Source organism: Mumia spirodelae (assembly GCF_050632745.1).
Lineage (GTDB): Bacteria > Actinomycetota > Actinomycetes > Propionibacteriales > Nocardioidaceae > Mumia.
In genome coordinates, this window is record NZ_JBODSD010000001.1 from 1,551,539 (window position 1) to 1,563,295 (window position 11,757).

At 70.4% G+C, this 11,757-nt stretch carries 11 protein-coding genes and 1 riboswitch; of the genes, 5 read left to right on the top strand and 6 right to left on the bottom strand.

The features are described from left to right. Nucleotides 1-46 precede the first annotated feature (46 nt). On the top strand, nt 47-1,303 hold the full coding sequence (locus tag ACQSSQ_RS07615) for a L,D-transpeptidase (protein WP_431326427.1): 1,257 nt from the start codon (nt 47-49) through the stop codon (nt 1,301-1,303). A gap of 281 nt (nt 1,304-1,584) precedes the next feature. Here ACQSSQ_RS07615 and qcrB read toward each other — a convergent pair whose 3' ends face one another. The 4 genes from qcrB to ctaE all read right to left on the bottom strand — a co-directional run bounded on the left by qcrB (nt 1,585) and on the right by ctaE (nt 5,989). Beyond that, nucleotides 1,585-3,285, bottom strand: a complete 1,701-nt coding sequence (gene qcrB, locus ACQSSQ_RS07620; RefSeq protein WP_431326428.1) for a cytochrome bc1 complex cytochrome b subunit — start codon at nt 3,283-3,285, stop codon at nt 1,585-1,587. Nucleotides 3,286-3,289: 4 nt separating this feature from the next. Further along, nucleotides 3,290-4,387, bottom strand: coding sequence for a cytochrome bc1 complex Rieske iron-sulfur subunit (qcrA, locus tag ACQSSQ_RS07625; RefSeq protein WP_431326429.1), 1,098 nt, complete (start codon nt 4,385-4,387; stop codon nt 3,290-3,292). Further along, entirely contained in the window at nt 4,384-5,214 is an 831-nt protein-coding gene (qcrC, locus tag ACQSSQ_RS07630) for a cytochrome bc1 complex diheme cytochrome c subunit (RefSeq protein WP_431326430.1), read from the bottom strand. Before qcrC ends, qcrA begins: the two co-directional genes overlap by 4 nt. A 127-nt stretch (nt 5,215-5,341) precedes the next feature. After that, on the bottom strand, nt 5,342-5,989 hold the full coding sequence (gene ctaE, locus ACQSSQ_RS07635; RefSeq protein ID WP_431326431.1) for an aa3-type cytochrome oxidase subunit III: 648 nt from the start codon (nt 5,987-5,989) through the stop codon (nt 5,342-5,344). A 72-nt stretch (nt 5,990-6,061) separates the two neighbouring features. Here ctaE and ACQSSQ_RS07640 point away from each other — a divergent pair, with 72 nt between their 5' ends. Then, nucleotides 6,062-6,499, top strand: a complete 438-nt coding sequence (locus ACQSSQ_RS07640; RefSeq protein ID WP_431326432.1) for an Rv3143 family two-component system response regulator — start codon at nt 6,062-6,064, stop codon at nt 6,497-6,499. Continuing rightward, nucleotides 6,496-7,548, top strand: a complete 1,053-nt coding sequence (gene trpD, locus ACQSSQ_RS07645; protein WP_431326433.1) for an anthranilate phosphoribosyltransferase — start codon at nt 6,496-6,498, stop codon at nt 7,546-7,548. Before ACQSSQ_RS07640 ends, trpD begins: the two co-directional genes overlap by 4 nt. 10 nt (nt 7,549-7,558) lie before the next feature. Here trpD and ACQSSQ_RS07650 read toward each other — a convergent pair whose 3' ends face one another. Both ACQSSQ_RS07650 and ACQSSQ_RS07655 read right to left on the bottom strand, forming a co-directional pair. Next, nucleotides 7,559-7,843 (bottom strand): Lrp/AsnC family transcriptional regulator, encoded by a 285-nt coding sequence (locus ACQSSQ_RS07650; RefSeq protein WP_431326434.1) that lies wholly within the window; start codon nt 7,841-7,843, stop codon nt 7,559-7,561. Between the two features lie 46 nt (nt 7,844-7,889). Continuing rightward, a complete protein-coding gene (locus tag ACQSSQ_RS07655) occupies nt 7,890-9,686 on the bottom strand; it encodes a DEDD exonuclease domain-containing protein (protein WP_431326435.1) in 1,797 nt (598 codons plus the stop codon). A 102-nt stretch (nt 9,687-9,788) separates the two neighbouring features. Here ACQSSQ_RS07655 and ACQSSQ_RS07660 point away from each other — a divergent pair, with 102 nt between their 5' ends. Beyond that, nucleotides 9,789-10,052, top strand: a complete 264-nt coding sequence (locus ACQSSQ_RS07660; protein ID WP_431326436.1) for a hypothetical protein — start codon at nt 9,789-9,791, stop codon at nt 10,050-10,052. 148 nt (nt 10,053-10,200) lie between these two features. Beyond that, a riboswitch (cyclic di-AMP (ydaO/yuaA leader) is annotated at nt 10,201-10,332 on the top strand. 12 nt (nt 10,333-10,344) lie between these two features. Then, on the top strand, nt 10,345-11,370 hold the full coding sequence (locus tag ACQSSQ_RS07665; RefSeq protein ID WP_431326437.1) for a C40 family peptidase: 1,026 nt from the start codon (nt 10,345-10,347) through the stop codon (nt 11,368-11,370). Nucleotides 11,371-11,757: the final 387 nt, after the last annotated feature.

An 11,757-nucleotide genomic window follows, 5' to 3' on the forward strand; every position in this document is an offset into this window, starting at 1 on the left:
AGCGATTGCTACCCTTTGAGGCCGTACGTGTGTTCGTAGGGGGATCATGAAGCTTCAGGGACGTCAGCTTGCGCTGCACGCAGGACGCCGTTGGGTCGGCGTCCTCGCCGTGGGAGCGCTCGTCGCGGGCTGCAGCGCCGCCGGCGCCGGCTCGGACGACGCGGGCTCTGGCGACGGCGACGGCTCGACTCCCTCGGCGTCGGCCTCTGCGTCACCCACCCCGGCGACCGAGGTCACGATGAACGTCGACGACGGAGCTCGCAACGTCCCCGTCGACACCACGCTCAACGTCGGGGCCACGCACGGCACCATCACCGCCGTCAGCGCCCACTACGGCAAGAAGGCTTCCGCAAAGTCGTCCGTGAGCGGCGATCTGACGGCCGACGGGAGCGCCTGGGCAGCCAAGGGTCTCCTGGAGCCTGGCAAGCGCTACACGGTCACCGTGAGCACGCGAGACGACGACGGCAACACCGCGACCGTCACCCGGGCCTTCCGGACCCAGGCCCTCAGCCTCGACCAGCAGGCGTACGCGTCCGTCTCTCCGATGGACGGCGCGACCGTGGGTGTGGCCATGCCGATCATCGTGCGGTTCGACATCCCGGTCACCCGCCGCGCCGAGGTGGAGAAGCGCCTCGTCGTCACCTCGAGCGCCAACGTCGAGGGCACCTGGAGCTGGATGAGCGACTCCGAGGTGCACTACCGACCGAAGAAGTACTGGCCGGCCGGCACGAAGGTCAAGGTCCACGCGGGCATCAACAGCGTCCGTACGGCGAAGGGCGTCTGGGGCCAGGAGGACCGCGACACCAGCTTCACGGTGACCAACCGCGCCGTGACGACCGTGGTCGACGTCGCCCGGCACAAGGCGACCGTCAGGATCAACGGCAAGGTCGCCCGCGTCCTCCCGGCCACGACCGGCAAGGCGGGCTTCCAGACCCGCAACGGCACCAAGGTCATCATGGAGAAGTACCCGGTCAAGCGGATGGACGCGGCGACGACCGGTCTGTCGGAGGACGATCCGGAGTACTACAACATCGAGGACGTCCGCTACGCGATGCGGGTCACCAACTCCGGCGAGTTCATCCACGCGGCGCCGTGGTCGGTCGGTTCGCAGGGCGCCGCCAACGTGAGCCACGGGTGCACCGGTCTGAGCACCAGCAACGCCGAGTGGCTCTACAGCATCTCCCACATCGGCGACCCGGTGAAGTTCGTGAACTCCGAGCGCAAGGTGCTCGAGCCGCAGAACGGCTGGACCGACTGGAACGTCTCGTACGCCCAGTTCGCCAAGGGCTCCGCCCTCTCCTGAGCGCCGTCCCCACCGGCGGATCACCTCCTGGCGTCACCGGGTCCGTATCTGGCCCGGCGGTTCGCGCTGGGGGCGTGGGCCGATGAGGCGGAGGAGCGATCCCCGCGTCCTGGTGCAGCGGCACTGCCGCGTTCCGGATCGCCGCACCGCCAACCGCCGGCCACGGGGCGGCCCGCGGAGGCCAGAGGGTGACCCGGTGAGGCCAGGGAGCGACCCGGTGACGGCACAGCGAAGGCCCCGCCCCCCGGAGTGGGGGAGCGGGGCCTTGATGCTGCGGTGCGTCAGTGCTGCTTCGGCACGCCCGTCTCGCTGACACCGGAGAAGTCGTCCGGGAAGTCGTGCGGCGGATAGACCTCGTCGTGGAAGTGGTGCGCGGCGGCATCCACCTCGGCCCTGGTCGGCTTGTCCACGTCGTGGGCGTAGAAGAACCGTCGCGCCCACGCCCGGAGCCGTGCCTTGCGGCCGGCCGGGTTGCGGACGCCGTTGCCGTCCTCCGACACCGGCGCCTCGAGCTCCGGGACCCGCTGGCGGGCCGTGAGCGCGAACGCCTTCTCGACCGGCAGCGGAGCGTGCGCCTCGGCGTACGACCCCTCGGCCGAGCGGACGATGATGCCCGTCTCGTAGCCGTGGAGCAGCGTGTCGTTGTCCTTGCGCTGGAGGCTGATGCAGATCCGGCGCGTGATGATGAACGCGATCACCGGCCCGACGAACACCAGCACCCGTGCCATCCACGTGATCGTGAAGATGTCCAGGTTGAACTTCAACGCGATGATGTCGTTGCCGCCCGCGATCCAGCAGACGCCGTAGAACGTCATGCCGGCGACGCCGAACGCCGTACGGGTCGGGGCGTTGCGCGGACGCTGCAGCAGGTGGTGCTCCTGCTTGTCGCCCGTGACCCACGACTCGAAGAACGGCCAGATCGCGAGGACCGTGAACAGGATGCCCATCAGGAGCACGGCCGGGATGAAGACGTTCAGGGAGAACGTCTGGGGGCCGATCGTGAACTCCCAGTTGGGCATGATGCGGACGGCGCCCTCGACCCAGCCCATGTACCAGTCAGGCTGCGAGCCTGCGGTGACCTCGGACGGGTTGTAGGGGCCGTACGTCCAGATCGGGTTGATCTGGATGAATGCCGCCATCAGGGTCGTGAAGCCGAAGACGACGAAGAAGAAGCCGCCGGCCTTGGCCGCGTAGACGGGGAGCATCGGGAAGCCGACGACGTTCTTCTCGGTGCGTCCGGGCCCAGGCCACTGCGTGTGCTTGTGGTACACGAGCAGCACCATGTGGGCCGCGATCAGGCCCAGGAGCAGGCCTGGCAGCAGGAAGATGTGCGCCATGTAGAGGCGGGCGATGATCAGCTCACCCGGGAACTCCCCGCCGAAGACGAAGAACTCGAGGTAGGAGCCGACGATCGGGATCGAGCGGATCAGGCCGTCGACGAAGCGCAGGCCGGTGCCGGACAGCAGGTCGTCCGGCAGCGAGTAGCCGGCGAAGCCCTCGATCAGGCCGATCGCGAAGAGGCCGATGCCGATCAGCCAGTTGAGCTCGCGCGGCTTGCGGTAGGCGCCGGTGAAGAACACGCGCAGCATGTGGGCGATGATCGCCGCCATGAACAGCGCGGCCGCCCAGTGGTGGATCTGCCGGATCAGCAGACCGCCGCGGATGTCGAAGGAGATGTTGAGCGTCGAGGCATAGGCCTGCGACATCTCGAGGCCGCGCATCGGCTCGTACGAGCCCTCGTACGGGACCTCCGCCATGCTCGGCTGGAACCAGAACGTCAGGAACGTGCCGGTCAGCAGCAGCACCACGAAGCTCCAGAGGGCGATCTCGCCCAGCAGGAACGACCAGTGGTCGGGGAACACCTTGCGGATGTTCTTGCGCACCATGCCGCCGAGGCCCAGGCGGTCGTCGAGCCACTCGACCGGTCCGGCAGCCTTCTGGCCGAACTTGGTGTCCTTGAGCGGCGTTTCTGTCGTGCTCATCGTGTCAGTCACGGTTCTGGTGCACCTCAGGGAAACTCGGGCCGACCGGCTCGCGGAAGTCGCTGGTGGCGATCAGGTAGCCGTCCTCGTCCACTGCCAAGGGTAGCTGAGGGAGCGGACGGTGGCCGGGACCGAAGATGACCTTGCCCCCGTCGGCGAGGTCGTACGTGGTCTGGTGGCACGGGCAGAGCAGGTGGTGGGTCTGCTGCTCCCACAGGGAGATCGGGCAGCCGACGTGCGTGCAGATCTTGGAGTAGACCATGATGCCGTCCACGTCCCAGTTGGCCTGCCCCTTGCGCGGGGTGATGTCGTCGGGACGGATGCGGACGACGATGACCGACGCCTTCGCCTTGGCCTGGAGCAGCTCCGTGCCGTGGAAGACGGCGTGCCCGTGGCTGTCGGTCTCGAAGAACACCGACGGCTGAGCGTTGACGAGCTGGCCGACCTCGATGTCGCCGGGCCGCAGCGGGACGCCGGAGACGTCGTTGACGACGCGCATGCCACGGCGCCAGACGGTGTTGAACAGCTTGTCGCCGGGGAGCGGACCGAGGTCGCGCAGCATGACGATCGCCGGCAGGCCGAGGAAGGCGACTGCGCCGATGAGCGAGTTGCGGATCAGCGGGCGGCGGCCGAAGCCGGACTCGGCGACACCGGCGTCGACAGCCTCGATGGCCGCCGCGCGGTCCTCGTCGGACGAGCGCGCCGGGTGGCGCATCTCGATGACCTCGTGGTCGGCCATGAGCTTCTTGGCCCACTGGATGGCGCCGATGCCGATGAGGAACAGCGCGGCACCGAGGGTCGCGCCCAGCGCGAGGTTGAGCGAGAACCAGCCGAAGATCTCGGCGTCCTTCGGGATGGTGAAGTAGGCGACGCAGAACGCCACGGCCAGCACGATGGCGGCGGTGAACATGCCCGCGACCTGGCGCTCGGCGCGCTTCTCCATCTTGGGGTCCACGTCGGTCGGACGCGGAAGGTGCTCGGGCAGCCCCGGGTTGTCGATCGGCTCGGCCGGCTCGACGTCGTGGCCCTCGCGCGCGACGATCTCGTCGTGGGTCGGGTGAGCGTCGTCGTGCGGCTGCTCGTCGTGCGATTCGGAGCTCATGACCTCTTCTTCTTCACCCGGGCGCCGTGCGCTGCCAGCCAGACGGCGACAGCGACGAGACCGCCGATTCCGATGATCCAGGCGAACATGCCGTCCACGACGGGGCCGAGGCCGCCGCCGCCGAAGCCGCCCTGCGGCTGGGCCTGGACGTTCTTGATGTAGCCGATGATGGCCCGCTTGTCCTCGGGCGTGATGACGTCGTCGCTGAAGACGGGCATCTGCTGAGGACCGGTCTGCATGGCCTCGTAGATGTGCTTCTCGCTGACGCCGCGCAGGCTCGGGGCGAACCGGCCGCTGGGGAGGGCGCCGCCGGCGCCGACCGAGTTGTGGCACGCGGTGCAGTTCGTACGGAAGAACTCGCCGCCGCGGGTCAGTTCCTCCTGCGAGAGCTCCGAGACGTCGGTGTACTCCTCGTCGGGCACGGCGGGGCCGGGGCCGAGGCTCGCGATGTACGTGGCGAGCGCGTCGGTCTCCTCCTCGTCGTACACGGGCGTCTTGCGCGGGGCCTGGGGAGCGGTCTGCGCCATGGGCATGCGACCGGTGCCCACCTGGAAGTCGACCGCTGCGGCGCCGACACCGATGAGGGACGGGCCGAAGTTGCCGCCGCTCTTGGTCATGACGCCCTCGGCGTTCATGCCGTGGCAGCTCGCGCAGCCGACGAGGAACAGCTCACGACCCGCCTCGATCTTGGCGGTGTCGTTCGCGGTGTCGGCGTCGGCCTTCCCCGGGGCGAAGGCGGCGTACAGCGCGGCCGCGATGAGCAGGCCGAAGAGCAGCACCGCGTAGCCCGCCAGCGGGTGCCTTCGGTGGGTGGACAAGAACCGCACGGAGTGAACCTCGTTCCCCTTGCCAGCGACGCCCCGGCGAGGGCGCCATCTCTCGATTAAAGCCTTGAATCAGATCTTCTGTTGGAGGTTCGTCGCCGGGCCGTCGGGGGACGGGCGGCGACGCGCCTTACTGCAGGGCGTAGATGGTCAGGAACAGACCGACCCAGACGATGTCGACGAAGTGCCAGTAGTACGACACCACGATCGCCGAGATCGCCTGCTCGTGGGTGAACCGACGCGCCATGAAGGTGCGGCCGATGACGAGCAGGAAGGCGATGAGGCCACCGATGACGTGGATGCCGTGGAAGCCGGTCGCGAGGTAGAACGTCGAGCCGTAGCCGGAGGAGTCGAGCGTGATGCCCTCGTGGACGAGCTCGACGTACTCGGTGGCCTGGCCGGCGACGAAGACGGCGCCCATCAGGTAGGTGAGGGCGAACCACTCGCGCAGGCCCCACTCGCGGAACTGCCAGAGGCGACCGCTGCGGCCGACCTTGCCCTTCTCGGCGGCGAACACGCCCCACTGGCAGGTCACCGACGACAGCACCAGGATCGTCGTGTTGACCGTGGCGAACGGGACGTTCAGCTTGGCCGTCTCCAGCGCCCACAGCTCGGGGCTGACCGCCCGGATGGTGAAGTACGCGGCGAAGAGGGCCGCGAAGAACATCAGCTCGCTCGACAGCCAGACCACGGTGCCGACCGTGACCTGGGACGGTCGGTTGGGCTGCCCGTGCAGGCGGGATGCTGGGATCACAGATGTCGTCGCCACGGGTGTCATTATTAACCCCCGATCCGGGCGGGGCATCCCCGGCCCCTGCCTCACGCGCCCACGAGTCGCTACGATCGCGCTGTGACCGATCCCAGCACTGAAGTCGCGTCCGAGCGCCAAGCCCCGCTTCGCGTCCTCGTCTACTCCGACGACGTCGACACCCGTACGCAGGTGACGACCGCACTCGGCCGCAGGATCCACCCGGACCTGCCGCCGGTGGAGTACGTCGAGTGCGCGACGTTCCCGGTCGTCCTCCAGCAGATGGACGCGGGCGGGATCGCCCTGGCGATCCTCGACGGAGAGGCGACCCCGGCCGGTGGCATGGGCGTGGCCCGGCAGCTGAAGGACGAGATCTTCCAGTGCCCGCCGCTGCTCGTGCTGACCGCACGGGAGCAGGACGCCTGGCTCGCGACCTGGTCGCGCGCCGACGGGGTGTCGAGCCACCCGATCGACCCGCTGAAGCTCGCGAACGCCGTCCTCGGCCTGATCGCCCCCGCGGCGACCACCGCCCCGGCATGACGGTCGCGACCCGCTGGCCGGAGGTTCTCGGCGCGCTGGTCGCCCACGAGGACCTCGCGGCTGAGCAGACCGCGTGGGCGATGGAGGAGATCCTCTCCGGCAACGCCACCCCCGCGCAGATCGCCGGCTTCGCGGTCGCGCTGCGGGCGAAGGGCGAGACGGTCGCCGAGGTCGAGGGCCTCGCCGCGACGATGCTCGACCACGCGACGCTGATCGAGGTCGAGGGCCGGACGGTCGACATCGTCGGCACCGGCGGAGACCGCGCCAAGACGGTCAACATCTCCACGATGTCGGCCGTGACCATGCGCGGGGCCGGCGCGCTGGTCGTGAAGCACGGCAACCGGGCGGCGTCCAGCGCCAGCGGTGCGGCGGACGTGCTCGAGAAGCTCGGCGTCCGGCTCGACCTGACGCCCGCGCGCGTCGCGGAGCTGGCCGGCGAGGTCGGCATCACCTTCTGCTTCGCCCCGGTGTTCCACTCCTCGTTCCGGTTCACCGCGGCTCCGCGCAAGGAGCTCGGCATCCCGACCGCGTTCAACTTCCTGGGGCCGCTGACCAACCCCTCTAAGCCTGCGGCGATGGCCGTCGGTGTGGCTGATGCACGGATGGCGGGGGTCGTCGCGGGCGTGTTCGCCCGGCGTGGCCTCGACGCGCTGGTGTTCCGGGGCGACGACGGGCTCGACGAGATCACGACCACGACGACGTCGCGCGTGTGGGTCGTCTCCGGACCCGATAATGAGAAGTCCGTCTCGGAGCACGTCCTCGATCCGCGCGACCTCGGGATCGCCCCGTCGCCCGCGGAGGCGCTGCGCGGCGGCGACCCCGCCTTCAACGCCGACGTCTTCCGGCGGATCCTCGCCGGCGAGCAGGGACCCGTCCGCGACGCGGTGGTCCTCAACGCTGCTGCGGGACTGGCGGCGTACGAGGGCGGCGACGACGACCTCGTGACGCGCATGGAGCGCAACGTCGCCCGGGCGCGCGAGGCGCTGGACAGCGGCGCCGCCGCAGAGTCGCTGGGTCGGTGGGCCGAGGCCTCGCGCCGCGAGGCCTGACCCGCGTCGGCTACTCGAACTCGCCGCCGATGCTGAACGCGGCCTCGAGGTCGTGCTGGGAGTAGGTCCGGAACGCGATGTGCGTCTCGGTCGACCGGACGCCCGCGACCTTGTTGACGCGGTCCGCCACGACGTCGGCGATCTCCTCGGTCCGGCGGACCCGCACGAGCGCGATCAGGTCGATGTGACCCGTCACCGAGTAGACCTCGCTCACGCCGTCGAGCGCGGCGACCTGCTCCGCGACCTCCGGGATGCGGTCGACCTCGGCGTTGATGAACACGATCGCGGTGATCACGGGCCCTCCTGGCGGACGAGTCGGCGTACGGCCTGCAGCCTACTCGTCATCGGCGTGGCCGGTGCTCGGTGCGCCAGCCGTCCGAGCGGGCCTCGTCGAAGGGGGCCGCAGCGGCACGCGAGCGCTCCGCCGCCTCGACGAGCGGGAGGTGGCGACCGGCTCCGCGCACGGGGCTCGCCCACTGGCCGTCGAGGTCCACGAGGCGCACCCCGTCGGACTCCAGCCAGCGCAGGACCAGCTCGGACTCGGCAGCGGTGGCGGCGGGGGTGTCGTCGGGAACGACGGTCTCGGCCGTGGAGCGCAGGGCCACGACCCACGGCGCCGACGGCGTCGAGGCCGGCATCACGCCCGAGGCGACCAGCCGCCCCCGGCGTACGACGTGCACCTCCCACTCGCGCCAGCGCTCGTCGAGCGGACGCGCGGCCACGACCTCGGTGCAGGAGAGGAGCGCGGCGAGGCGCTGGCTGCGGTGGGTGGCCCGCACGAGCGTGACGAGCCGGTCGCGCTCGCGGGCGGCGTCCTCGAACCGGCCCTGCCCGGACAGCGTGCGCATCCGGTCGGTCGACGCGTCGACGACCTCGGCGGGGTCGAGGGTGAGGGCCGTGCGGACCCGCTCCACCTCCAGCGCGTACGCCTCGGGGGTGGCCGTGCCGTCGCAGGGCGCGAGACAGCTGCCCATCTCCGCCAGCGCGCACGCGCTGCGGGACGGGCGGCGGGGGAGCCGACCGGAGCACTGGCGGATGCGGAACGCCTCGTACAGCGCGGAGGCCACGCGCTCGGCCGACGCCCGGCGGGTGAACGGCCCGAGGTAGTCGGCGTCGTCGTCGGTCTTGCGGACGAACGAGAGCCGCGGCCACGGCTCTCGAGTGAGCTTGATCCAGGTGGCGCGCTCGGGATGGCGCGAGCGGCGGTTGTAGGGCGGCTTGTGGTGCGCGATGAGCCGCAGCTCGCGGACCTGCGCCTCGAGCGCCGTCGCGCACGTGATGCCCTCGACGCGCGTGGCCAGCGCCACCATCTCGCCCATCCGGGTGCGGGTCTCGCTCGAGGTGAAGTAGGAGCGGACGCGCGCGCGGAGATCCTTGGAGGTCCCGACGTACAGGACGTTGTCGTGGCGGTCGCGGAAGAGGTAGACGCCGGGGACGTGGGGGAGGTGGTCGGCCAGGCGGCTCTTCTTGCGCTGCGCGGCGCTCACCCGCGCACTGAAGGTGGCCAGCTCCTCCATGGTCGACACGCCCATCGTGCCGAGGCGCTCGAGCAGCGCGTGGAGGACGTCCACGGTGGCACGGGCGTCGGCGAGCGCACGGTGGTTGGGGGTGGTGCCGGAGTGGAAGTGCCGGGCGAGGGTGCCGAGCTTGCAGTTGGGCACCTCGTCGCGCAGCAGGACGCGCCGGGCGATGCGGGCGGTGTCGAGGCTCTCGAACCCGGGCCACGTCAGCCCGAGGTGCTGGGTGAAGTGCTTGAGGAAGCCGACGTCGAACGGGGCGTTGTGCGCGACCAGGACGGTGCCGCGGGCGAACTCGAGGAACGACGGCAGTGCCTCGCCGATCCTCGGCGCGGCGACGACCATGGCGTCGGTGATGCCGGTGAGCACCGTGATGAAGGTGGGGATCGGGCCCTCGGGGTCGACGAGGGTCTGGAACTCGCCGAGGATCTCGCCGCCCCGGACCTTGACCGCGCCGATCTCGGTGATCATCGAGCCGGCCGCCGCCGAACCCCCGGTGGTCTCGAGGTCCACGACGCAGAACGTGATGCCGGACAGGTCCCGTCCGAGCTCGTCGAGGGTGCCCTGGACGCCGCGGATGGGGACGGGAGACGGGGGAGCGGCGTCGGAGGCGAGGGTCATGCTGCTGACGTTAGGCGCGCACGCTGACAGGTCCGCGGCGCGCGGAGCACCGGCGTGTCGGGTCGGCGGTTTCTGTCAGAGCGGCTGCGTAGCGTCCCGGACATGGACGAATCTCGCGTGCTCCACCAGCAGCCGGGACCGGCGACGGGCCACGGCGAGCTCCTGACCATCGACTGCGGCCGCTGCCTGGTCCGACCCCACGCCTGCGGCGACTGCGTGGTGACCGCGCTCCTCGGCGCGCCCGACGAGGGCGTGAGCCTCGACGCCGACGAGGGCGCCGCGCTGGAGGCGTTGAGCGCCGCCGGCCTCGTCCCTCCGCTCCGGCTCGTGACGCAGGTCGACGGCGAGACGGTCGAGGACGCGTGAGTCTTCTCACCCTCGGGTCCGCGATGGCAGGGGAGTTCTGAGTTTCCCCCAGGGTGTCGTTGATTCCTCACCCGGTTGCCGCATAGGGTGAGGCTCGCGTGCCTGAGGAGTTCTCTACCCCGGAGAGCGCAGGCGCGCCGCCTAGTTCGGTCGAGATCCCCCGGATCGACGCCGGAGCCGGGGACCCATGTTCCTGGGGTGAATCCGTCCGCGAGGACGGTAGGGCATGTTCTTGGCCCGAACCCGTCAGCTCACCCGGCAGGCGTCGAGAACACGAAGGAGACCGTCCGACGTGCGGAACGGCCGAAAGCTGTCGATGAGGGCAGCCGTCGCCGCCGGGTCCGGGTTGGTCCTCGCTGCCACGCTCACCGCGTCCCCGAGCGCAGCGGATCCCGAGACTCCGAGCCTGTCCGAGGCGCAGCGCGAGGTAGCCAAGCTCAGTCACGAGGCCGAGCAGGCCAACGAGCGCTATCTCGAGCTCAAGACCGAGGTCGACGGCGCCACCAAGCAGATCAAGAAGCTCCGCGCCGACGTCAAGGCGCAGCAGGCCGAGGTCGACGAGGTGCGCAACGCCCTCGCCAAGACCGTGACCGAGCGGCTGTCGAGCTCCCCGATGGGCCCGACCACGCAGCTCCTCGCCAGCGACGACGTCGACGAGTTCCTGGAGGGCCTGACCGCCCTGCAGTCGTACAACAGCACCCAGGCCGACCGCCTCGCCGCGTTCGAGCGCGAGGCGGGCGAGCTCAAGGTCCGCCGCGAGCAGCTCTCCGCCAAGCTCGAGGTCATCTCCGACGCCGAGAAGGAGATGAAGAAGCAGAAGGCGAAGCTCGACGACCGGGTCGACAAGGCCGAGGCGCTGGTCGCCAGCCTGACGCCCGCCGAGCGCGAAGAGGTCTACGACAACGACCACGGCGGCACCACCCGCGGTGACGACCGTCCGTCGACGAGCGCTCCGAAGGTCAACGCGTCGGGTCGGGCCAAGAAGGCGATCGACTTCGCGCTCGCGCAGCTCGGCGAGCCTTACTCGTACGGCGCGGCCGGGCCGAGCAGCTGGGACTGCTCGGGCCTGACGATGGCGGCGTTCGGCGCGGCCGGCGTGTCGCTGCCGCACTCCTCGTCGGCGCAGTCGGGGATGGGAAGCTCGGTGTCGCGCTCCTCGATGAGCCCCGGCGACCTGGTCTTCTACTACAGCCCGGTGAGCCACGTGGGCATCTACATCGGCAACGGCAAGCTCGTGCACGCCCCGCGTCCGGGTCGCAGCGTCGAGATCGTGTCGGTGGACCTGATGCCGATCTCGGGAGTTCGTCGCGTCGGTTGACGCGCGTCAGGACAGCGTCGGTTGACGCGCCCGCAAGACGTCAGGAGCCCCGGCCCGCCTCACGGTGGGCCGGGGCTCTTCCACGTCCAGCGCCGTTCTTCGCGGCTTCGCCGCCGTTGGGGTACCCGAGCGAAGCGTCACTGACCCGAGCGTGTGCGGTGGGGGCGGTTGGGTTCCGGTGGGGTACCCGAGCGGGGCGGGTGCGCCGTGCCGGTGGGCGCGCGTCGTACGCCGCTCCGTCCCGGTGGGCACGCCCGCGGGTGGCGTTTGCCACGCCCGCACCGGAACGCCCCGTCGTGCACCGCAGATTCGCGGTGCACGAGGGGCACTTGCGGTGCGGGCGTGGCAAACGTGGAGGAGCGGGAGGGGTACGGCGCGGGCTGCTGC